This window comes from Paenibacillus sp. FSL K6-2524, from assembly GCF_038005525.1.
Classification (GTDB): Bacteria; Bacillota; Bacilli; order Paenibacillales; family Paenibacillaceae; genus Fontibacillus; species Fontibacillus anaericanus.
Map to the genome: position 1 here is coordinate 2,845,713 of NZ_JBBOSP010000001.1, position 23,194 is coordinate 2,868,906.

Consider the following 23,194-nt stretch of genomic DNA (forward strand, 5'->3'; position numbering starts at 1 on the left):
TAGAAGACGAGGCTAGCCTTAATATAGTTGAAATTATCAAGCGTTGTTGTAATCGTTTAAAAAGTAAAGTGCCACACTCATTACATGTGGTAAAGACGTCCGATTTTGTACAAACTGTCACAAAAGATGTTACTGCATTCATATATCGTTTTTTAAACAATGGATTGGATGAACTTAGAACAAATCTAGAACCTAAAATCAATGCGCTAGTCAGCTCAGTTGATTTTAAAAATTATTTAGATAAAGATATAGAAAGAACCATTAATAAATTGGGGAATAATAATAATTCTAGTATTCTAGATGATTACACAACCCTAGCTAATGAATACCTCGATAAAATTACTGTATTAAATTGGATTAATACTAACTTCGTTTCTTTTAAGATGAACATTGGTACTACCTTGGGATTCTGTGATACTCCTGAATCCGATTCATTGATTCATATTTTGACAGTTTGTAAAGAAATTGTTTTATCTATTAAGCCACTACAAGATGCTTGTTTGGAGATGGAAGAGTATAAAAGTAATCTCATACTGAAGGAAAAAATATCTAGTGAGCAACAAATTATGGAACGAATTAAGCAAGCGCTAATAGAATTAGAGTCACAAAAAGAGTTGGCTGATAATTTGTTAGTTGACGATTTAGAGATGGTTATTACTAGAATTCAAATGATCTATGGAGAGTTGTATGGGACAGATGAATTCCCTTTAAAGATAATCGAACCTGTAAGATCAGGTCGTCAAATTGACATGAAATTTTTGGTAGAGCACAGAGGGATATTAGTAGAGGCTGCACCACTAATTAATGCTTCTCGTATAAGAGCACTATTATGGGCGTATATATTTGCTATGTCAGAGATAAGAAGTGAAAGCACACAAAGTGCTTGGTTAAACTTTACTTTATTAGATGATCCATTAACTTCATTTGATGAAGGGCATAGGACTAGATTTGCTAAAAGAGTATTCGATACCCAAAGAAAAAATCAATTTATTATAACCTCCCATGACCCAGATTGGCCAAGACACATGAAACAGTATGGAGTTAATCCTCAAATTCAGCGTATCAAGTCTTTGAGCATAGTAAGAGATGTTATAGATATCAAGGAGTGGAAAGCAGAAGTTGATAAAGATTTGAAATCATGGAACGAAGACAAGAAAGATGAGCAATTAGCAAAAAGGTTTGTCGAATCAGTAAGAGTATGGATTGAAGATGAGCTCAAGGATATTCTTGTTTATGCTCCAACCTCACCTAAAGTGGATGATAATTTAGATGGTTTATTGAAAAAATTGAATGACGCAATCAGTAGAGTTGATTTTTATAAATCTGCTTACTATCGTGAGCTTTTTACAGAGTTGAAGAAGCTTCCAAAGGATATACATAATGCTCATCACGGAGGAGCATTACGTAGTAGAATTTATTGCGATGAGGCCGCAATCATTACACAAAGCTATATGAAAATATCGTCATTTTTAGATCTATGCTGGGATGATTATAGAAGTAAAATCTACACTGTTTCTACAACTGATTTAAATCCTTTAAGCATATAAAAATTAACTTAATGGGTTACAGCAGTACAGGCGCTATAAAAAAGATATCGCGAAGGTGTTTTGTCGTTTATCGAACAAACTAAAAAAACTACCCGTTTAGACCATTCCTTATGACAGTGGTTATCGTAAGCACAGAGCAACTGATATTCAATAATTAATGGTTACTAAATGACCTACTTAAATTCTTGCTGACTGGTTCGCTTGGTCGGAAGAAGCTTTTGACCAAGCCAGGATAGCTTTAGTGCGAAAAAAATTATAAATAACAGAAAAATTTACAAATATACGTATCTGCTTATTTTTCAATATGTGGTTTTGTTTGTAATAAAATTACATAATGTAGAGACCTTCTACTAATTCTATATCTATTTTAGAAGAGGTCAGAATCAGCCGCAAATAAAATTCGCTTGCAGTAAACAAAAAATTACTAGTGAAACGAGGGTTTTATGAATGGAGGTTAATCCTAAAGATCCTATTGTTCGTTATGCAATTTTGGAAGCACATGGTTTTCAATGTTATTATACTGAAAAATCATTGAATATGTTTAATGCAACAATAGATCATATAGTTCCGCAATCTTATGAAGCTAAATTGGACGAACTAAATGAATATAAGAAAATACTTGGCCATGATGTAGACATAAATCATTTGTATAATTTGGTTCCTGCAACCTGGAAAATAAATTTATTAAAAAGCAACAAGTTATACGATTTACCACACGCAATTTTTTTAATAAATCGGGCAAAAGAAAAAGCCCCGGAAATAATTAAAAGAATCCAAGAGTTGAGGGATTTTAAAGATTTCGAAAGATATCTTGTGGCGATAAGCGCATATATTAGTAGTTCAAATAACCCAAGGAAAGAGTTTTCAAAGATAGTAGAATTATTACCTGAACAATTTGGCCCTTTTGAGAAAAAAAGAGAAGTTACATCTGAGCATTTTTCAAGAAGTTTGCATTCGGTAAGTCTTATGGCATTCTTACCTAGGCCGTATGAACAGTGTGGTAGTTGTTGTTTTGAATTCAGGAGTGTCTTTGTTAGTGACTGTATGATCACACTTTCTCACAAACAAATTACCCAACAACTGTTTTTAGGTTTGAATACTGATTACAAATTAGAGACAAGAGGTTTTATAGTAGGTCAGCATTTTAATCTTCCAAATATGTATTATATACAACTTGGTAATAATCGCTTTACATTAAAGGAAGAAGAAGTTGAAGAACTATGTAAGATAGTTGATGATTTTGGAGAAGTTTTTGTTAAGCAATTTCAAGCAATTGAAAACAAATGGGGAGTAACCAATTTTTGTGATTTTGATCCTTATGAATGTTCAGTAAAACTTATTGAAATTAAAAGAAGTTTATGGAGGAAGATGATTGAGTTTTCGTGGGAATTTGATTATTCGAATGGAAATTCAGAATGGCATATATTTAATCGCACAAATGGCACTATAATGCTTTATCCAAATCGTATAATCTTAACAAGACTAGAACCTGATAACACAGAATCTTATCATTATACATCTTATATGAATCCCGATGAAACTTTATGGATTAAATGGAAGAGGTATGATAATCAATTTATAACGGATGAAGAACCTTGGACGGCGGAACAGACATTTTATTGGCTGACAGAAAAGTTTATTCCATATGTAATCTATTATTATGAACTAGTCAATACAAAGAAAAACTGGTTGGGAAAAAGTATAGCTTTTCTTGAATTCAGTAACGATTTCAAAATTGACAACTACATAATAAGTTCTAGTTTTCAGACAACAAGAGACTTTGAACTTATTGAAAGTGCTGATGATTTGTTATCTGAGATGTATTCATTACAGATGTTTTTTAGTACTAACCCAAGGATTTCTTTATCTCTGGAAGAGATCAAATCCATTTTTTTGGGAATAAAGTATATTCTGATGAATATAGAGTTACCAAACTACTCTTACAACTACATAAAAAAGCAACTTGATTTTTCAATGCTCAAAAAAAATGATCATATGGATGCAATTGCTTTAATTAACCATAAATTAGAGACTATCGTTGAAGAAAATATTACTTTGGGACAAATCGGTGAGTTATTTAAGTGCTATATTGAAGCACTTAAATGCAAGAATGCTATACATAATTTAAATAAAATAGTCATTAAAGAAGTAATTAAACTACTCGAACCAATTTGGAAAAAGTATTATTTTATTGAATACATAAAGCGAATTAGTAAAGATGACAATTAGAGTTGCCTTTTGTCATTCACCCTACGATTTTCCCTCTCGTATCGGTAAAATAACCTAAGTTTTATTTACCAAATTCAAGCAAAAAGAGGTAATGCCCCATAACAACTCAAAAGCCAATAGATTAGCCAAAGAATAGTCGCCGTATCTGCTGCCACACGCATATAACCTGGTGAACTGGTTACATTGGAGCGAAGAAGCTTTTGAGATCGCTAAATGCCTAAACAAACCGATATTCCTATCTATTGGTTATAGCTAGTTGTTGATTCACACTACCTGTCATTGATGGGATGTTCGCGTAAATCAATTATTTAAAGATGCTTCTGCTGTTATTTTGGCGGGAGTTTTTTGTTTTGAAAGTATAGGAACTACGTTCGTCATATTCATCCATTTTGTGGTATGATAAGACAGTTAATCTTGTGGCTTATGTTTAGAAAAGAATGCTGTTATTTGGGGTGACCATTACTAAAAATGAGCAATTCATTTTTTATATCCAATACTTCAACTAAATTTAAAATAAGTTTTTCTATTGCTGGCATGATAATATTGTGGGGCTCTATTTTTGCACTAAAAAAGTACACGCCTGATCTGAACCTTCATGAGGAACCCAGAATACTTTACTATGCGATCCTTGTCACTCTTATTTCGGCTATGGGTTCTTTATTAGGAGCAATAATGATTTTGAGTCATTTAAATTACAAAAATAAAATCAATCAGTTTATATTGTTCTTGTTAATGGGTATCTTAATAGGCGTTAGTGTGTATAACAGCCTTACAAGAATTTTACTTATTACATTAATTGTAGATGCAATTATATTTTTTATAGTAGTTATATTGTTTAAAGTATACTCGACAATTACCACTATGATTGTTACCTCTTTCATATACTTGTTACTTATTCTGGGTAGTAGTGCATTGCTGTTTTTAATTGTCCCCAATTTCACAATTAATCTTAATAGTATACTTTATACTCTGATTACATTATTTCTAATTTTATATCGCTTAGTAGGAGTAAGGGTTAATCAGTTTTTTATTTCTGTTGTTATGAGTCAGAAAAAAATTAAATACGAATACACTTCTGAGGTTTTAGTATCACATATCAACTTAATCTATATAGTAATTTTCATATTAATAAATTCTACTGGATTAATTTATAAGCAGGGAGATTACAATTTTTACAATGTACTTAATAATTGCTTTATTACTGCTATTGCGATTAATCAAGTTAATTGGCGAAGTTTTAAATTTTGATTTCATTAACTGTGTACACAGCCACATAACTGAGATGTTTGCGTGAATCAATTGTTAAGAAGCTTCTGCCAAAGGAACTGGTGGAGGCTTTTTGTTTGAAAGTATAAGATTAGTGATTGTCATATTCTTCCATTTAATAGTTTAATAAAAACATGCTTCAAAAAGGCTATTTAAACACGGTGATTTCGTTTAATCAATTGTATTCCTTATATTCGAACTTCGTGAATATTACGTTATAAGAAATGGGGCAAGACTTGAATCTAAAACCCAACAAAAAACAAAGGATAGTGAAAACAGTGAGAGAAGAACTTTTGAATTTGGTTGCCATCTTCAGTTCTGGATTAACAATGTTTGAAAATAATCAATTTATCCCTAAAATTTGAGATTATTTTGTTGAGTATATTCTACAATGTAAATCTGATTTATCAATTGATGAAGTATTGAAATACGAATTTACTAAAAAGGATTTAATTAACTCCACGATTTACTACATTCAAAGGATTGATAACATTAGAAGTAAATCTGCATGGAAGTCGCTACAATGATACACAGGCAATCATCGAGGTTAAAGAGCAGGAATTGAAGAAACAGAAGCGGGCATTGGATAGGCTGCATGAATCGTATGAAGAGGACATGATAACGAAGCAAGTATTTTTTTAGCGTAAAGATATCCGGTCAAGGCAGATACAGAAGCTGGAGGAAGAGTTGAAGGATTTACGAAGGTTGTAGTAGATGAAGGGAATTACCCGACTGTGGAGCAGATATATGAGCGGGTAGGTGAGTTTAGAGGGTTGTGGAGCGCCGCGGTGACGAGTGAAGAGAAGAATCGGGTGTTGAAGAAGCTGGTGGAGCGGATTGTGTATAATCGGGAAGGGAATCGGGTGGAGTTGACGATTTGTTATAAATGAAGATTGATATATTCTTTCTTATTACTGTCTCCTCACATGTGGAGTGCTGTGTGTTGTTGGTGAGGGAATAGTGTTTTGGAGCCACATTTACCTATTTCAGGGGTTCAAGTGAAGATATACTTGAACCCCTATTAAATTTATCTGCTACCTCGATAGCTTTGTGATGAAATGTGTAACTAATGAGAACTGAGTTGTTAAATCAAATACTATTTATTTTATTATTGAGTGTGGTATGCTATTTCAAGTGTTAAAAGTTTCAATTTTATGGAGGTCACAGTGAAGCCTAATAGAGATACTGAAATGTTCAAACTCAAGGACGATAGTCAGTTGACAATTAAACAGTTGTCTGTAAGGCCTGAACAAAGTGCGAACGTTTTATTTAACTTCATGGGAAAACTCGAATATTTAAAATTAATTTTATACAATAGAGCAATTATTCCTAGGTATTATGAAGAGACAATCGAATATCTCAACATTAATGATTTAAAGCGTATTGCTTTTCCAATGACTTGTTTTTGTGACATACACCTCAATAAACTAGTTCCACATATGAGTTTTTATGGATCATTTGGAATTGGATTAAATAAGGATTGGGGAATTGAGAAAGGTATCCAGCCAATAAACTATTCTAACAAATTCTCTAGTTTAAGACATGATTTTTCTACAATATTCTCAAACTCGCTAAGTGCAACTGATGAAGATAGAGCATACTTAAAGCAATACAACAATTATTTGCTTACAAATCTTTTGTTTATGAAGCCTTTAGATGGGCAAATGTTTAGATACGGAGAATATGTAAACAAAAATTTTCACGATGAGAGAGAATGGAGATATATACCCGATTTTAACCTAACAGCAACGGAATTACCTTTATTAGTTCCCCAAGAACAGATGAATCCAAAGGCATATATTTCATATTCAGATGGGATACGTCACTGCCGAGAACTTTGGTTGTCATTTGAATACAGTGTAATAAAATATTTAGTAGTAGAGAGTGAGAATGACAGAATCGAACTTATCAATTTTATCAATAGTGAGATTGATACGACCGAAATGGACAAGGCTCTGCTAGTATCAAAAATTTTGGTGTTTGATGAGTTGAGGGAGGATTGGTAGGATGATGTTTGCGGATTTTGATAAGGCATTTAAACGTAATAATCAAGGATTACGTATACCTTCTGAGATTATTGCTTCATTAAATGAAAATCTCCCAAAAGATTTTAAGTATGTAGATATTGGTGAAGGTGCGTGTACAATTAGAACAGATCCTTCAAAAATGCAGTTAAGTATGGAGGTTGAATTACCTGATGATTTTAATCCAAAATCATCAGATGAGTTATTAGAATTTATGTATCGAAGCCAAAAAGAGTTAAGAATTGTTCCTGACAAAGATGGTTATATTACAATTAACGATTCTAAAATATTGTTAAGTGATCTAGTGACATTCCCTTTTGAAGGGAATAAAACAATAGGCACATTTCATATGATACCCGAACCATTTCGTCCACCTTTTAAGGTGCATATCGAAGGAGGTGGGATTAGGAAAGATATCTTAATTCAAAGGCAACCTTATCCCCACTTTGATAAAAGCCTATTTAAATCAGTTGAAGAAAGTGTACTGGAAGTCTCATATATTCTTGATGAGGTTAAAGAAACAATAAAATTTAACTTTAATATAAATATTGAGAAGTCAAATAGAGTCATTGACATAATTGAAGGATTAAAGTTGTATCAGGCTTGTGTTTCGGGACAGGTTATATTTGCGGGAATAAATTTTTCTGCGTTTATTAGTGAAAATAAAGACTTACAGATATTAAAGACTATAAATTTTTGGGAAAAAATAGAGAGTTTAGAACGGAAAATAGAGACAAACTTTATTCTGGAATTTCCAATTACTAATGAAGATGCACTCTGGATCGAGAAGCTTTATAAGTCGTTTATTGAGGATAGAGCATATAAAGAGTATGGGAACGTCGAAAAGGTAACGACTGCCCTCCCTGATGAAATTGATAAAGACAGTTTTATTAAACACGGAGGATTAATGTTTGGAGTAATTCAACGGTCAGAATTAACTATATGGGGAGTTACTTTAGACTTATTTAATGTTGTAGCCATGTTTGATTTCAAAGTAACTGATCTTATTTCCGTGGACAAACAAAAAAATGAATACGAACTTATTATAGAATCAATTGAGAATAAGAAAATGTATATTTCCGTTAAACATTTTCTTGATAAGGCTGATGCAGATTTATTTTTGAGAAACAGTAAAGAATTACAGAACGCTGAGCTTCTAACGGAAATGTGAAATATGTGAAATAATTCACGTTTCCAGTATTTACTGATGTAGTGAATGGAAGAATCCTTAACATAGAGTAAATAAAGATATAAAGAAGGGTTACAAATGGCTAATTATGTTAAGGTCGATGTTGTGTGTCCTGCGGAAAATTATTAATAACGGTCACCAGCAATGCTGATAGTGGAAGTACAACCACAAGCACTATGAAATGTTCATCATGTAAGCAGAACGTTTCTATACAAGTCAGAAGAGCGAATTCCTACACAACCTACAAGAGGTAGCGAATAATGTTTCTAATGAAGCTCAAGCGCTCACCCCGCTTGGGCTTTTTTTGCGTTGAAGGGAGAAAATGCAATGCTAAGATAATAATTATCTTGGCTAATCAAAAGGGCGGCGTCGGCAAGACAACAACGGCAATGAGTTTAAAAGTTGGCTTGGTTAAGGAGGACCAGAGGGTTATACTGGTAAATTTGTAAGGGGATTTGACTAATTCCTAGGCTATTAGGGAGCTGAACAGGACAGTATTCCTGTTTCATTGGCTACACTGCTTGTAAAAATAGATGATGGAGAAAGCCTGCAAGACACAGGAAGAGATTTCCTCGACTAATTTGGGTAAACTACCCCTAAGCAATACTTTACCCAAATCAAACACTAAACGAGGTGATGCCCCATGACAACTCAAAAAGTACCCAATAGATTATCCAATGAAAAGTCTGGTATTTACTGTAATACGCACTAACCCTTTGAATTGGTTTTCTTATTCGAAGAAGCTTTTGACAAAGCTAAGCAGGAATACAAACCTGTCTTCTTATCTATTGGGTATAGCTAGTTGTTGATTCACACGTACCTGTCATTGATAAGATGTCACAACGCGTTGAGATTGCAAAGGCTCTTATTTGGAGCTCCAGAAATATCGCCCCTCGATGAGCCGTTTAGAGTGATTAACGCTTTCACGAAACAGCAAATGCAAGAGGCCATATTAGATGTTTGATAGTGAGATTAGACGACCATGGTGATGGTTAAACATAATGTACTCTCTACACTTGAGCCTATGAATAGCATAGCAATCAATATCAAATTATAGCAAAAGACTTGCTCGAAGCCACCATTACTTCGAGCAAGTCTTTTGCTGTTCATAGCCATATCCTGAACCTACAATGCACGTGTGATCTAAGCACGCTTGCTCACATAATTCAACAAGTGCGTCGTAATCTTTTACAATCCAGGGCCTTGGACTCGTGCTTAAGATATTCACTGCAGAAAGTCGACTCAGTACACGAGTGACTGTAACTCTTGTTGTCCCAGCATATTTTGCTAACAGTTCGTGGGTGACAGGGATTGTGATTACAATACCTTCTGTTGTCGATTTACCGAATTGGCTAAGCAATCGGAGAAGATATTTCAGCACACGTGTCTCTGCACTATAATAGGAATCTCCCATATGTATAGCTAGATTACGGTGTGTCATTTCGAGAACGCGATATAGATGAATAAGGAGCTTAGGTTCAGATTCGACCTGTTGGAGAAATTGAGTTTTATCGATGACAATTACTTTGCTAGGTTGTATGGCTTGTGCATCGGCAATGTAACCACCATGGAACAGTGTGTTATGACCAAGAATGTCACCTACGGAGAAGAAACGCCGAATTCGTTCACGCCCTTCTTGATCGGCCAGATAAGTAATCACTACACCTTTTTGGATAATATAGATAGAGTCCGCTGGATCGTTATTATGAAAGATATGTTCATTTTTACGATAACGTCGCATGCTGCCCAGGTTGTGTTTGTGGATTAACGCTAAAAGTTCATTTATGTAGTGTGGTAGTTCTTTATTTTCATACGAGTTGTCGACTTTGCTTTTATTCATGGCTGTACCTCTTATGATATGTATTCACTTTGGTATACACCGATACAGAAAAAAATTTCCTGATCATGGATAATAAGTGTAGGCGTTAGGTTAGGAATTGAGCTCGAACGCCATTGATTGTGAATTGTATCACAAAATACAGCGAGATGAAACAGGGGGAAGAAATGAACTATTTTAAGAAGAGTTTATCTGGGGTTGTAGTCGCAGCATTGATGTTAACATCCATTGTGGGGTGTTCAAGTGGAAATTCTAATTCGCCCGATGCTGCAAGTGTTGATGGTTCGTTAAAAGCAGGGCTGTACGCTGCAGAAGCAGATGGTTTTCATGGCAAAATTAAAATTGAACTAACGGTTGACGATGCTGGTAAAGTTGGGGCCATTAACGTCCTTGAGCATGGCGAGACAGCGGGTGTCGGTGATGTTGCGATCAAACAAATTCCCAGCGATGTTGTTGAATATCAAAGCCTGAACGTTGACAGTATATCTGGCGCAACATTTAGTAGTAACGGAGTTAAAGAAGCCATTGCGAATGCACTTAAAGATGCAGGAGCAAATGTAGATGAATGGAAAAAGAGAGAAGTTGTTAAAGCGGCAAAAGATGCTATCGAGATGTCCGCTGACGTCATTGTTATTGGAGCGGGTGGGGCTGGTTTAGCAGCTGCACAAACGGCGAAGGAAAACGGGGCTTCCGTCATCGTTATTGATAAAATGGATCGTATTGGTGGTAACACAGCATTAGCTGGTGGCGCGTACAATGCGGTAGATCCAGAGCGTCAATCCAAGCAAGATATCGAAGATTCCTTGGATAAGCATTTCACGCAAACATTCAAAGGTGGCGATGAGAAGGCGAATCCTGAATTGGTACATTATCTTGTAGATAATGCACTTGATGGTATTCACTGGCTTGAAGGGCTTGGACTGGAGTTCTCCGATGAAGTATTTACGGTTGCTGGTGCATTATGGCCTCGTAGTCATCGTCCGGTGAACGAACATGGTGGTTTTGTTACAGCTCTTCAAGCCTCACTAGAAAAGAATGATGTTGAAGTGTTGACGAAGACGGAAGCGAAAGAATTAATTATTGAAAATGGTACGGTTGTCGGTTTGAAAGGAACCTCTGATGGCGCAGCTATTACAATTCGCGCAAATAAGGCCGTTATCTTAGCAACGGGCGGTTACGCTGCAAGTTTAGATATGCGGCATAAATATAATCCTGAAATTCCGGATAGTGTGCAAACAACGAATCATCCGGGTGCAACGGGGGATGGTCTAGTACTTGGGGAGCAAGCAGAAGCTAACTTGGTAGGTATGGAGTATCTTCAATCCTTGCCGCTCGGCGATCCAGAGACAGGAAGCTTGACAGGATGGTTGGCAAAGGGGGTTGAATCGTATATGTTCGTGAATAAAGCGGGGGAACGTTTTATTCGTGAAGATGCACGTCGTGATGAAATGACGCAAGCATTAATGCAACAAGAAGATTCCTTAATGTATGTAATTGCGGACAGCAACACATTTACACCAGGAACAAAAAACAATTTCGATGAAACGATTGAACAACTTGTTGAATCAGGAAAAGTAGTACAAGCCGATAGTCTTGAGGAACTAGCGAAGAAAATTAAAGTTGATCCTAAGACTTTCACAGCAACCATTGAGTACTATAACCAAACAGTAGATAGCCAAAAAGATGAGAAATATGGACGCGAAATTCTCGCGAAGAAAATGGACAAAGCACCTTACTTTGCAAGTCCACGTGTACCAACAGCGCATCATACGATGGGTGGATTGGAAATCAACACGAATACCGAAGTGATTAATACCGCTGGTAATGTGATTCCTGGTCTATATGCAGCAGGCGAAGTAACAGGTGGAATCCATGGAACTAACCGTCTAGGTGGTAATGCAATTGCTGACACGATTGTGTTCGGTAGAACAGCAGGAGCGCAAGCAGCGAAATATACACCAGCACCATAATACTCAGTCTGAGTCTAGAAGAATCATTCGGATTGAAATATCTGAAATAGAACAAGCCGAAGCGTGGATGGATCATGCGCTCTGGCTTGTTTTTATTTTGTTAAGTTTTTCAATTTTCCGTCTTTAACATTTCTTTAAATTAGTCTTGTATAATGAACCTTTAGTTCAAGAAAGGGTGAAATAGTTTGCAGAAAGATATCTTAATCGTCGAGGACGATATGAAAATAAGAAAGCTCTTAAGGATATATTTGGAGAAAGAAGGTTATGGCGTATTGGAGGCTCAGAATGGGGAAGAAGCCAGAGCGATATTTCAACAAGATGAACCCTGTTTCGTGATCACTGACCTGATGATGCCCAAGTTCAGTGGTGAACAATTATGTAAGTGGATTCGGCATGAACTGAAAAGCGATATCCCTATTATTATGCTCACAGCTAAAATTACGGAATCCGAACGTATCGCAGGTCTGCAAATGGGTGCGGATGATTACATTATCAAGCCATTTAGCCCTCAAGAAGTAGTTGTACGGGTAAATACGGTACTCAAGCGGATGGCCAATCGCTGCAGCAAGATTAGTTACAGAGGTCTAACGATCAAGACGCTATCCGGGGAGGTTAAGTATAAAGGGGTCGATATTGCATTAACACATCATGAATTTAGATTGCTGCATTTCTTTATGAAGCATCCCAACCAAATCTTGTCCCGTGAACAAATTTTAAATGAGCTCTATCTCAATGATGAGAGATCTGTGATTGATCGTACGGTTGACGTCCACGTCGGCAAGCTGAGAGAGAAGATCGAGGCATCCTGCCAGGCACCGACCTTCTTTCAAACGGTCCGTGGAATGGGGTATCGCTTTGTTGCTTACTAAGATACTGCAAATACGGAAGCATTATGTCGCTTGGAAGTTGGTTGCGGTTAATGCGTTGGTGATGCTCATTGTGATCTGGTTGGCAGGTGTGTCAGTGAAAGATTTTGCATGTGTGCTGGTGGAAAAGTATCAGCTTGTGGGTGACGCTAAAACCGATTTTTTTCAACGCACCATGCAGTTCTATCTGATTAGGGCAAGTCTGCTTGCTGTCGTTGTTGCTACACTCATTCATTTTTTCTTTATCAAGAAGATTCTGTCTCCTTTGAAAAAATTGACAGAGTCGACACGTCAGTTAATAGAAGGATCATATCCTGAACCTATTGAAGTAAACTCTGAGGATGAGATCGGAGAATTGACGAAACGCTTTAATGCGATGACATTAACCCTGCAGCGATCGGAACAAAATCGTAAAGTAATGCTCAGTAATGTATCACATGATTTAAGAACACCGCTCAGTAATTTGAATGGTTATTTGGAGGCGTTAAGTAACGGTGTGATTGAGGGAGACCGGGAATTGTATTTATCCCTGTTGGAAGAGTCACAGCATATTACACGACTTGTTGAACAGCTCCATCAACTATCCCTTTGGGAGGACAAGGGGGCTGACAGTATGATTTTCAACCGGATACCCATTGATGAGTTCATTACACGTAGTTTGCAATCTTTTCAACTAGAACTCCAGCACAAAGAGATAACATTAGATATTTCGCTTGAACAACTTGACATAATTAGCTCTGAGGACGGCTTGCGGCAGGTCTTAACCAATCTGATGCAGAACGCAATTACTTATAATTCTGGACATATGATTTGGATTTCAGGAGTAGCTGACGGGGATGATTATCGACTTACAGTAAGCAATTTGGGAGAGTCTTTGCCAGAAGAGCTACAGGATTTGGTCTTTGAACGTTTCTTCCAAGCGGATGGGTCCAGACAGCGTACAGAAGGGATAAAGGGTAGCGGACTTGGTCTAGCTATAGTAAAGGAAATTATGGCGAAGCTTGGAGGTCAGGTAGAGCTCAGCTCTGACATGAACAAGTATTCTTTTTCAATAACGATACCTCTCAAACCAAACAAGACATAAAGGATCATTTAAATTGAAGTAATCAAGGTTACTTTATCATATCTTTATAAAAGTCTGACAAGCTGATAGGAGAGAAAGGAGGTCAGAGGATATGGGGAATATCCAACTGGGATCACTATTACTAAATGGACGACTCGTAATGTACCTGATCTTTGGGGAAATAGGATGGCTTGTGTTGCATTATCGGCTACGACATAATCCAGAACAAAACCGCTTCATGTCCTATGCTAGCAATGCATTCTTGATATGGATGCTAGTATGGAAAGGGAGCTTTATATTTTTATATCCTGTTGAATTTATAGAGACTCCCGTTAGTTTACTGTATTTTGATGGCGGTAAGCGTGGAGAGTGGCTGGCGAGTATAATTGCGATTTGTTACCTTTGGTATCGTTCGAGAAAATTGCACTTGTCTATGAATGTATGGATGGATATCGGGCTGTGGTTCACTTCTGGATGTTGGTTAATCTATCCAATCTTGCAATTTATAACAGGGAATGAACCTGCTTTATATGATAGCTTAAGCATATTATGGTCGGGTCTGTTTCTGTTGATCCTGTTTCTGACACGGAGAACCTCACGGTTTGGTGACCGGACTGGTTATGCCATCTGGTTTCTGATTGGACATGTACTTCTTCAGTTTCTGCATCCGGACCGTACGTTGTGGCTGCTGTCATTTAGCAGGCTGCAAATAATTTGTATTGCAATAGCCACAGGTTTAGCGGGATGGTCATTATTCCGCGAGAAGAACGAGAAAGGGTAATTATATGAATCAAATTACGATTATAGTAGCTTTTACTGCAGGGATGTTGTCCTTTCTATCCCCCTGCATATTTCCGCTGATTCCTGCTTATTTGTCACATTTAACAGGGTCATCACTGCAAGATGGCAAACTTGTGGTACATAGGGGGAAATTAATCACCCAATCCCTATTTTTTATTTTAGGATTTAGCTTGATTTTTATCGCCATGGGTGCTTCGGCAAGTTTCGTTGGCCAATTTTTTGCTCAGCAACGAGAGTTGGTACAGAGAATAAGCGGCCTCTTCATTATTATCTTTGGCTTGCAAATGATCGGATGGCTCAATCTGTCTTTTCTAATGTCAGGAAAAAGCTGGGGTACTAAAGGGGGTAGGAGTAGTGGAGCGGTTCGTTCTTTGCTTACGGGATTTGCGTTTGGAGCAGGTTGGAGTCCGTGTGTTGGACTGGCATTATCCTCGATTCTACTCATGGCGGGTTCAGCAGAAACGTTATGGAGCGGTGTAGGAATGTTAGCAGTCTATTCCCTTGGCCTCGGCATTCCATTCCTCCTGATTTCCTGGATGTTAACGTACTCTATGAACGTGCTGCAAAAAATGAATAAATGGATGCCCCTGTTATCGAAGGTGAATGGGATACTGCTGATAGGGATGGGACTTCTCCTGTTCACAGGGCAACTGCAAAAACTGAGTGCTTGGCTGGCTAAATATAGTTTCTGGGATATTAATTTTTGATAGACAGGGGTAATTAAATGAAAAAAAACATCATCGCAATCATCTTTATAATTGGATTAGTACTATATGGCGGATATGAATACTTTAGCAAGACTTCCCAGCAGCCCCTGCAAAGTGCAAGCTCGGAAGAGGAAAGTCGTGATATTGGAATTGAGAAAGGACAATTAGCTCCTGATTTCTCACTTCAAGATCTGAATGGTAATCAGGTACGGCTATCGGACTATAAGGGGCAAAGAGTATTACTAAACTTTTGGGCTACATGGTGTCCTCCCTGCCGTGTAGAGATGCCGCATATGCAGAACATTTATGATCATTATCAATCGGAAGATGTGGTCATTCTCGGAGTGAATATGACAATAACTGAAGATTCGATAGAGGATGTCCCCACATTTGTTCAAGAGCAAGAACTTACTTTCCCGATTGTATTGGATGAGGAAGGGGACCTTATGCAAACCTATCAGGTCGTTGCCTACCCGACCACCTATGTATTGGATGCCGATGGAGTCATTCGGGAGAAGGTACGAGGCGCCATGAATTATGAGATGATGGAAGACCTGCTTTCAAAAGTGAAATAGGGGAGAAATTATTCAAAAGGGAGTTCGGAAATGTCCGAGCTCCCTTTTGAAGCAGTAGATATATTCTTCAACACTCAATGACCCGTAAAGATGGACACTTTGAACAAGGTGACATCTTTACGGGTTATTTGTATGACTATGCTACTTTTTCAAAGCTTCAAGCATGTCATTGATATGAAAATGCATCAGTTGTTTGGCTTGTTCACTATGTCTTTCCTCGATAGCAATCGCAATTAGAATGTGGAAATTGGAGGCTTTGGTACGCATATGAGGTAAGGTATTCGTCTGCTTACGTCCTTCTGCCAGTAGCGGATAGATCGATTCCAGCATACGCAACAGGACAGGATGCTGTGCTGATTCGGCAATGAGCCGATGAAAGGAGAGATCCGTATCAAGGAAAGGGCCGCCTTCTTCCATCTGATTGACCATCGCATCCGCCAGCACCCGAAGTTGCTTGACTTGGGCGAGTGTAGCCCGCTCCGCACTTAATCCAGCAAGTACAGGCTCAATCAACAATCTTGCCTCGAGCAATTTGACGAGCGAAATATCCCCGAGCTCTTTAAGATTTGCAGTAGGATCCTCAAGTAACAATGGATCATTACGCACATACATACCACGCCCATGTTCAATACTTACGTTTCCCTGACTCTCCAGCGTTCTCAACGCTTCTCTTATTGTAGTGACACTGACTTCTAATTCTTTGGATATTTGTTGAAGAGTAGGTATGCGTGAACCTGGAGGCCACTCTCCGTCGATAATTTTTTTGTTAAGCTGCTCTACGGTAGTTAAGAATGCGGTCTTTTTCATGATCATAGTCTCCTGAAATTTCTCATAATAAAGTTATTTTAACATAGTCATTCAGTTCGTCGCTAATTGTATTAGGATATTGACATCTCTAAAAAAAGATACTATGATACCTCCATAAAGATCATATCTATTTACTCATTATGGCTATAAATCAGTTGAAATATGCTTAATAATTGAACATTGATCGTTTGTATGTTGTTTTATTAGGATTAAAACATAAATAGATATGATCTTTCGTATGAAAAAATTAGACGTCACACTGGTTGCTGAGTCAAGGGAGGAATTAGGATGGAGGTTGTAACTTTTGGTGAATCTATGGTCCTGTTTAGTGGAGATCAAAATTTGCCGCTTGAATATGTGCATCAATTCAATAAACAGATGGCTGGGGCCGAGTCTAATGTAGCGATTGGACTGGCCAAATTGGGTCATTCTGTAGGTTGGTTCAGTAAGTTGGGACAGGATGCCTTTGGACGTTACATACTGCAAAGTGTAAGAGGTCAGGGAGTGGATACTTCCCGTTGTTTATTTACTGATAAGGCTCCCACAGCTGTATTTTTTAAAGAACGTCAATCAGGTGGGAGAACACAGGTCTATTATTATCGCAATCAATCCGCAGCAAGCTTACTGAAGCCCGAAGATTTAGATGAGTCCTATTTGGCTCAAGCCAAAATTTTACATGTAACAGGCATTACTCCTGCACTAAGCCCGAGCTGTCTGGAACTGGTATTACATGCAATGGATTTGGCCAAACGGAATCATTTGAGCGTTGTGTTTGACCCTAATATAAGATGGAAGCTTTGGAATCGTCCGGATACCAAACAGATATTGCTCGAACTAGCTAGTAGGGCCAATTATATCTTACCTGGTTTGGATGAAGGTGATTTCCTCACAGGTCAGAAAGAGCCAGAGAAAATTGCTGAAGAACTGCTCAAGCTGGGGCCAGAAGCAGTAATTGTAAAGCTTGGCAAGGAAGGCGCGTACTATCAGTCTTTGACTGAGAAAGGGTGTATTCCTTCTTATCCCGTTCAAGAGATTGATCCTGTCGGGGCTGGTGATGGATTTGCCGCCGGGTTTATTAGCGGACTATTGCGGCAAGAAGATCTGGCGATGGCTGTGTCCAGAGCAAATGCGGTCGGTGCTATTGTTGTAGGGGTTAATGGCGATACAGAGGGACTTCCAAGCGATGAGGAGCTCACTTTGATGATGTCCGGGCAAGTGAATTATCAGAATGTAAAACGCTAAGGAGTGTTGGATATGAAGAAATATGAAAAGTTACAACTGCTAAAGGATTCTGGTGTCATTGCTGTCGTACGTAGACCTCCATTTGACCAAGCAGTACTCATTACCGATGCACTGGTTGCCGGTGGGGTCCAAGCATTGGAGATTACGGTTGATACAGACCGGGCTTTTGAGCTTATTACTTTGCTAAAAGATAGGTACAAAGATCGTGTACTGGTTGGAGCGGGCACAGTTCTGAATGCGGAGGTTGCGATGACGGCGATAGAAGCCGGGGCTGATTTTATTTTTTCACCCATTTTGGATGAGGAAACAGTAAAAGTGACCATTAGATCTAACTGTATATCGATTCCAGGAGTTATGACTCCTACAGAGATTGTAACGGGTTATCAATATGGCGCAGATATGCTCAAGATTTTCCCTGGATCTTCTCTGGGCGTTAACTATATTAAGGAACTGTCAGCACCTTTGGGACATATTCCAATGATGCCAACAGGTGGTGTTACATTGGAAAATGTAGGGCAATTCATTAAAGCCGGATCAGTAGCTGTTGGTCTTGGAGGATCGCTGATCGATAAGAAAGCGGTAGAGGAAGAGCAGTACGATGTAATAACATCCCGGGCACAACAATTTATTAAAGAAATTCAAAAAGCAAGAGAATAGGGAGAGATCATTCGTGAAAATTACAAAGTTTAGCACTTATATCGTACCACCGCGCTGGTTATTTCTAAAAATTGAGACGGATGAAGGAATTGTAGGTTGGGGAGAACCGGTAATTGAAGGCAAGGCTCACACGGTGAGAGCCGCGGTAGATGAACTGATGGATTCGTTGATTGGTAAAGATCCTCTTTGTATTGAAGATCATTGGCAGGTCATGTACCGCAGTGGATTTTACCGTGGGGGTTCCATTTTAATGAGTGCTATTGCTGGAATTGATCAGGCTTTGTGGGATATAAAAGGGAAGTACTTCAATGCGCCAATCTATCAATTGCTGGGTGGGGCATGCCGGGATTCCATGCGTGTGTATTCTTGGATTGGTGGAGATCGGCCGAGTGATGTTGGACAAGCTGCACTTGAGAAACAGCAGGCCGGTTTTACTGCAATCAAAATGAATGCTACCGAGGAAATGCAGTATATTGATAGCTATCACAAGGTGGACGAAGTTGTAGAACGTGTAGCGGCGATTCGCACTGCTACAGGTCCGGATTTTGGCATTGGGGTAGATTTTCATGGCCGTGTTCATAAGCCGATGGCCAAAGTGCTAGCAAAAGCACTGGAGCCTTATAGACTCATGTTTATTGAAGAGCCTGTGCTCCCGGAGAATAACGAAGCATTGCGAGATATCGCCAATCACACAAGCACCCCCATCGCAACTGGGGAGAGAATGTTCTCGCGATGGGACTTTAAATCTCTCTTGGAAGATGGATATGTTGATATCATTCAACCGGATTTATCACATGCAGGTGGCATTACTGAATGTAAGAAAATCTTTGCGATGGCTGAGGCTTATGACGTAGCCGTAGCACCTCACTGTCCATTGGGACCGATTGCGTTGGCAGCTTGTTTACAGGTTGATGCAACAGCACACAATGCGGTTATACAGGAGCAAAGCTTGGGGATTCATTATAATCAGGGTAATGATTTGTTGGATTATATCACCGATCCCGGTGTGTTCGCTTATGACGACGGATATGTAAAAATTCCGCAAGGTCCGGGACTAGGAATTACGGTCAATGAGGAATATGTGATTAAAATGTCATTAGAAGCGCCACATCGCTGGAGGAACCCACTTTGGAGACATAAGGACGGATCTGTAGCCGAATGGTAAGAAGAATTGATCAGGCCAAATCAAACAAAATGACCCTGTAATCAAACAAGAGTCGGTTTGAAAGCCTTTTCATATCCGATACAATAGAGCTGACTAAATATGAATGATGTGAGGGGAATAGATATGATCAATATACCGAAATATTGGGAAGATCTGAACGTACTTCAAAAAAACAGAGAAGCTCCACGAGCTTATTATATACCCTATGGAGATGCGGAATCAGCTCTCAAGCAAAAGCGGGGAAAATCCCTGTTCTATCGCACACTTAATGGGAATTGGAAGTTTAAATATAAGGAGTCGGTTCAGCAAGTACAGGATGACTTTTATCAGACCGATGCCGATGTCAGTGATTGGGATGACCTGCTTGTACCATCATGCTGGCAAGTCAATGGATATGATCAGCTTCATTACACAAACGTAAATTATCCATTTCCTTGTGACCCACCGTATGTTCCAAATGCAAATCCCGCTGGTTTATACGTAAGAGATTTCAATATCTCTAGCGATTGGGAAGCGAAACAGAAGTATATTGTATTTGAAGGTGTGAACTCATGCTTTTATTTATGGATAAATGGAACATGGGTCGGGTACAGCCAAGGTAGTCGGATGCCTGCTGAATTTGATATTTCACCGTATGTTCATTCTGGTAATAATAAGATTGCCGTTATGGTGCTGAAATGGTGTGATGGTTCCTATATAGAAGATCAGGACGTGTGGAGATTCTCGGGTATATTTCGGGATGTGTATTTAATGGCTCGCAACCCTGTTCATATCGTGGATGTATTTAATCGGGTGGAGTTGGAGAATGATTACCAAGATGGAATCATAACCTGTGAGTTGGATACTAATGGAGAAATAGAAGCCCGGGTCCAGCTTGTTGATGCAGACGGTCAGAGTAAGGCGGATGAAGTTGTCAGCGTCAATGGGAAGGGAAGCGTTACTCTACACATCGACAATCCAAGTCTATGGAATGCCGAAACACCTAATTTATATCAAATGTTTATTACGGCTGGCGATGAGGTATTGCACTTTGCGATCGGTTTCAGAAAGGTAGAGATTATTGACGGTATATTCCAAATTAATGGTATGGCGGTCAAGCTAAAAGGAGTGAATCGACATGATTCACATCCTGTATTAGGACAGACGGTACCTATTAATCATATGATTCAGGATTTAAAGCTGATGAAATTGCACAATATCAATACGATTCGAGCTTCCCATTATCCCAATGATTCACGTTTCCTGCAACTCTGTAATGAGTATGGCTTCTATGTAATTGACGAGGCTGATCTCGAATGTCACGGGGTATTTCATGCCATAGGTGATTTTAATATGTTAACACGTATCCCGGAATGGGAGCATGTTTTTGTAGAACGTGCTGTTCGTATGGTGGAGCGTGATAAGAATCATCCTTCTGTAATTATATGGTCAATGGGGAATGAATCAGGGTACGATACGAACCATATGGCGATGGCGAGATGGACAAAATCAAGAGACAACTCGAGACCTATTCATTACGAAGGCTCTGACCCTAGGCATTTTGGAAGTCCTGATGTAGAAGTGCTAGATATGGAGAGCCGGATGTATTCCTCACCTGCCTATATCGAAGCCTATGCTAAGGATGAGAATAGCACCAAACCTATGTTTATGTGTGAATACAGTCACGCCATGGGCAATGGACCTGGTGATCTAAAGGATTATTGGGATGTTATCTATAAATATCCGAAGCTGATGGGTGGGTGTGTATGGGAATGGTCGGATCATGGCATCTTGGCGACGAATCATGAAGGTACACCATATTACGCTTACGGAGGAGATTTCGGGGATAAACCGAATGATGGAAATTTCTGTATCGATGGACTTGTCTCGCCTGATAGAATTCCGCATACAGGACTACTTGAATTAAAGAAGGTTATTGCTCCAGTCAGGATCGAAGTAGATAATTTGTTAGAAGGGATTGTCCTAATTACAAATCTCTATGATTTCATTGATCTTTCTCACTTGACGTTATATTGGAAGGTTGAAAAGAATGGAGAACTTGTCCAGCAAGGACAGACCTTGTTAACTGAGGTTGCACCACATACTTCAAGCAGCGTGAAGCTGGATTATCTCTTCCCGGAACCCTCAGCAGACACTTATTTCCTAACCATGTCTTGCCGATTGCAGAAGAATACGGTTTGGGCGGATTCAGGACATGAAGTGAATTTCGAGCAGTTCAGACTGCCGGTTGAGGTTCTGGAAGTGTCTAACGCTAAGACAGCCAACCATACTATGCAGGTTACGGAACATAATGAACAATTAATAATTGAAGGTTTTGATTTCCGGCATGTGTTTGATATGTATAACGGAACATTTATCTCTGTATCCAAGCACGGAGTAGAAATGATTCAAAAGCCACTCAGCTTCAATATATGGCGAGCTCCAATTGATAATGATCGCAAGGTCAAATTGCAGTGGATTGAAGAAGGTTATGACCGGGCACATATGCATGTATATGAAGCAATCGTAACGCAGCAAAAAGAATCGTCTGTGGAACTACGTGTCAAATTTTCTTTGGGCGGGTATATCAAGCCGCCATTGTTACACGGAGTAGCGTATTGGCGAGTAACAAGTGATGGTGAAATCAAGTTGAAAGTTGAAATAACGGTCCGTGAGGATTTGTTGTTCCTACCTAGATTTGGTCTACAGCTTACGATGCCATCCGGCACAGAGGAAGTAGAGTATTTCGGAAATGGACCTCATGAGAGCTATATTGATAAAAGTCAAAGCACACTGAAGAATAAATACTTAACTACAGTAGACGAGCTATTTATACCTTATATCATGCCGCAGGAAAATGGCTCTCATGATCATACGGATTGGGTCATTGTATCTAATGAGCAGGGGATGGGGCTGAAGTTCACAGGTGTCAAGCCATTCTCATTCAATGCTTCACACTATACTCCAGAAGACTTAACAGTGGCTCAACATGCATATGAGCTAGTTCGCAGGAATGAAACGATTGTACATCTAGATTACAAGATGAGTGGAGTGGGTTCCAACTCCTGCGGTCCTGAATTGTTGGAGGCTTACCGTTTGGCTGAGAAACAGTTCACATTCGAATTGAATATATTACCATTATTTAAAGAAGACTAGTAAGTACCTCTTAAATGGTGTCCCTAAAGTGAGCAATTCGGGGACACCATTTATTCAAATTTAATAGTTTTTTTGATATACTGTGTAGATTCAATAGTTCATTTGCTAGAAGAA

General features: G+C 38.7%; 19 protein-coding genes and 1 pseudogene. 18 read left to right on the plus strand and 2 right to left on the minus strand.

Annotation, left to right across the window (positions count from 1 at the left end; genetic code table 11):
• Window positions 1–164 precede the first annotated feature (164 nt).
• From NST85_RS12855 to NST85_RS29310, 8 genes and pseudogenes are all read left to right on the plus strand, one after another.
• Window positions 165–1,547, plus strand: coding sequence for a hypothetical protein (locus tag NST85_RS12855; protein WP_341189472.1), 1,383 nt, complete (start codon window positions 165–167; stop codon window positions 1,545–1,547).
• Between the two features lie 447 nt (window positions 1,548–1,994).
• Window positions 1,995–3,776, plus strand: coding sequence for a hypothetical protein (locus tag NST85_RS12860; RefSeq protein ID WP_341189473.1), 1,782 nt, complete (start codon window positions 1,995–1,997; stop codon window positions 3,774–3,776).
• A 145-nt stretch (window positions 3,777–3,921) separates the two neighbouring features.
• Window positions 3,922–4,029 (plus strand): annotated as a pseudogene (locus NST85_RS12865) (DUF255 domain-containing protein); the annotation flags it as partial.
• Window positions 4,030–5,525: 1,496 nt separating this feature from the next.
• Window positions 5,526–5,684: a hypothetical protein gene (locus NST85_RS12870; protein WP_341189474.1), complete on the plus strand. Its 159-nt coding sequence runs from the start codon at window positions 5,526–5,528 to the stop codon at window positions 5,682–5,684.
• Between the two features lie 92 nt (window positions 5,685–5,776).
• A complete protein-coding gene (locus NST85_RS12875; protein WP_341189475.1) occupies window positions 5,777–5,932 on the plus strand; it encodes a hypothetical protein in 156 nt (51 codons plus the stop codon).
• Window positions 5,933–6,208: 276 nt separating this feature from the next.
• The gene (locus NST85_RS12880) at window positions 6,209–7,048 is read left to right on the plus strand and encodes an abortive infection system antitoxin AbiGi family protein (protein WP_341189476.1); all 840 of its coding nucleotides are present in this window, start codon (window positions 6,209–6,211) and stop codon (window positions 7,046–7,048) included.
• Between the two features lies 1 nt (window position 7,049).
• Window positions 7,050–8,237, plus strand: a complete 1,188-nt coding sequence (locus NST85_RS12885; RefSeq protein WP_341189477.1) for an abortive infection system toxin AbiGii family protein — start codon at window positions 7,050–7,052, stop codon at window positions 8,235–8,237.
• A gap of 287 nt (window positions 8,238–8,524) precedes the next feature.
• The gene (locus tag NST85_RS29310; protein ID WP_445671181.1) at window positions 8,525–8,704 is read left to right on the plus strand and encodes an AAA family ATPase; all 180 of its coding nucleotides are present in this window, start codon (window positions 8,525–8,527) and stop codon (window positions 8,702–8,704) included.
• A 632-nt stretch (window positions 8,705–9,336) separates the two neighbouring features.
• On the opposite strand, the gene NST85_RS12890 is transcribed toward NST85_RS29310, so the two are convergent.
• A complete protein-coding gene (locus NST85_RS12890; protein ID WP_341189478.1) occupies window positions 9,337–10,095 on the minus strand; it encodes a Crp/Fnr family transcriptional regulator in 759 nt (252 codons plus the stop codon).
• A 164-nt stretch (window positions 10,096–10,259) separates the two neighbouring features.
• Here NST85_RS12890 and NST85_RS12895 point away from each other — a divergent pair, with 164 nt between their 5' ends.
• From NST85_RS12895 to NST85_RS12920, 6 genes are all read left to right on the plus strand, one after another.
• Window positions 10,260–12,062 (plus strand): flavocytochrome c, encoded by a 1,803-nt coding sequence (locus NST85_RS12895; protein WP_341189479.1) that lies wholly within the window; start codon window positions 10,260–10,262, stop codon window positions 12,060–12,062.
• A gap of 185 nt (window positions 12,063–12,247) precedes the next feature.
• Complete coding sequence (locus NST85_RS12900; protein ID WP_341189480.1) at window positions 12,248–12,931, plus strand: response regulator transcription factor; 684 nt, start codon at window positions 12,248–12,250, stop codon at window positions 12,929–12,931.
• Complete coding sequence (locus NST85_RS12905) at window positions 12,921–14,012, plus strand: sensor histidine kinase (RefSeq protein ID WP_341189481.1); 1,092 nt, start codon at window positions 12,921–12,923, stop codon at window positions 14,010–14,012. Before NST85_RS12900 ends, NST85_RS12905 begins: the two co-directional genes overlap by 11 nt.
• Window positions 14,013–14,103: 91 nt before the next feature.
• Window positions 14,104–14,772, plus strand: a complete 669-nt coding sequence (locus NST85_RS12910) for a hypothetical protein (protein WP_341189482.1) — start codon at window positions 14,104–14,106, stop codon at window positions 14,770–14,772.
• Between the two features lie 4 nt (window positions 14,773–14,776).
• Window positions 14,777–15,499 (plus strand): cytochrome c biogenesis CcdA family protein, encoded by a 723-nt coding sequence (locus tag NST85_RS12915; RefSeq protein ID WP_341189483.1) that lies wholly within the window; start codon window positions 14,777–14,779, stop codon window positions 15,497–15,499.
• A gap of 17 nt (window positions 15,500–15,516) precedes the next feature.
• Window positions 15,517–16,074 carry a peroxiredoxin family protein gene (locus tag NST85_RS12920; RefSeq protein WP_341189484.1) on the plus strand — a complete coding sequence of 186 codons (558 nt, stop codon included), beginning with the start codon at window positions 15,517–15,519 and terminating at the stop codon, window positions 16,072–16,074.
• Window positions 16,075–16,215: 141 nt separating this feature from the next.
• On the opposite strand, the gene NST85_RS12925 is transcribed toward NST85_RS12920, so the two are convergent.
• A complete protein-coding gene (locus NST85_RS12925; protein ID WP_170220218.1) occupies window positions 16,216–16,881 on the minus strand; it encodes a FadR/GntR family transcriptional regulator in 666 nt (221 codons plus the stop codon).
• A gap of 288 nt (window positions 16,882–17,169) precedes the next feature.
• Between NST85_RS12925 and NST85_RS12930 the strand changes: the two genes are divergently transcribed.
• The 4 genes from NST85_RS12930 (at window position 17,170) to NST85_RS12945 (ending at window position 23,080) form a co-directional block, all read left to right on the plus strand.
• On the plus strand, window positions 17,170–18,123 hold the full coding sequence (locus tag NST85_RS12930; RefSeq protein ID WP_341189485.1) for a sugar kinase: 954 nt from the start codon (window positions 17,170–17,172) through the stop codon (window positions 18,121–18,123).
• A 12-nt stretch (window positions 18,124–18,135) separates the two neighbouring features.
• Window positions 18,136–18,780, plus strand: a complete 645-nt coding sequence (locus NST85_RS12935) for a bifunctional 4-hydroxy-2-oxoglutarate aldolase/2-dehydro-3-deoxy-phosphogluconate aldolase (RefSeq protein WP_341189486.1) — start codon at window positions 18,136–18,138, stop codon at window positions 18,778–18,780.
• Between the two features lie 13 nt (window positions 18,781–18,793).
• Window positions 18,794–19,945 carry a galactonate dehydratase gene (gene dgoD / locus NST85_RS12940; protein WP_307399509.1) on the plus strand — a complete coding sequence of 384 codons (1,152 nt, stop codon included), beginning with the start codon at window positions 18,794–18,796 and terminating at the stop codon, window positions 19,943–19,945.
• Window positions 19,946–20,044: 99 nt separating this feature from the next.
• Window positions 20,045–23,080, plus strand: a complete 3,036-nt coding sequence (locus NST85_RS12945) for a glycoside hydrolase family 2 TIM barrel-domain containing protein (protein ID WP_341189487.1) — start codon at window positions 20,045–20,047, stop codon at window positions 23,078–23,080.
• The last annotated feature ends 114 nt before the right edge of the window (window positions 23,081–23,194 follow it).

Excerpts from the sequence above, each read along its gene's own strand:
- NST85_RS12925 (WP_170220218.1), bottom strand. The coding sequence starts at position 16,881 with ATGAAAAAGACCGCATTCTTAACTACCGTAGAGCAGCTTAACAAAAAA.
- NST85_RS12860 (WP_341189473.1), top strand. The coding sequence starts at position 1,995 with ATGGAGGTTAATCCTAAAGATCCTATTGTTCGTTATGCAATTTTGGAA.
- NST85_RS12885 (WP_341189477.1), top strand. The coding sequence starts at position 7,050 with ATGATGTTTGCGGATTTTGATAAGGCATTTAAACGTAATAATCAAGGA.
- NST85_RS12895 (WP_341189479.1), top strand. The coding sequence starts at position 10,260 with ATGAACTATTTTAAGAAGAGTTTATCTGGGGTTGTAGTCGCAGCATTG.
- NST85_RS12915 (WP_341189483.1), top strand. The coding sequence starts at position 14,777 with ATGAATCAAATTACGATTATAGTAGCTTTTACTGCAGGGATGTTGTCC.
- NST85_RS12945 (WP_341189487.1), top strand. The coding sequence starts at position 20,045 with ATGAATGATGTGAGGGGAATAGATATGATCAATATACCGAAATATTGG.
- NST85_RS12920 (WP_341189484.1), top strand. The coding sequence starts at position 15,517 with ATGAAAAAAAACATCATCGCAATCATCTTTATAATTGGATTAGTACTA.
- NST85_RS12890 (WP_341189478.1), bottom strand. The coding sequence starts at position 10,095 with ATGAATAAAAGCAAAGTCGACAACTCGTATGAAAATAAAGAACTACCA.
- NST85_RS29310 (WP_445671181.1), top strand. The coding sequence starts at position 8,525 with ATGAAGCTCAAGCGCTCACCCCGCTTGGGCTTTTTTTGCGTTGAAGGG.
- NST85_RS12935 (WP_341189486.1), top strand. The coding sequence starts at position 18,136 with ATGAAGAAATATGAAAAGTTACAACTGCTAAAGGATTCTGGTGTCATT.
- NST85_RS12910 (WP_341189482.1), top strand. The coding sequence starts at position 14,104 with ATGGGGAATATCCAACTGGGATCACTATTACTAAATGGACGACTCGTA.
- NST85_RS12930 (WP_341189485.1), top strand. The coding sequence starts at position 17,170 with ATGGAGGTTGTAACTTTTGGTGAATCTATGGTCCTGTTTAGTGGAGAT.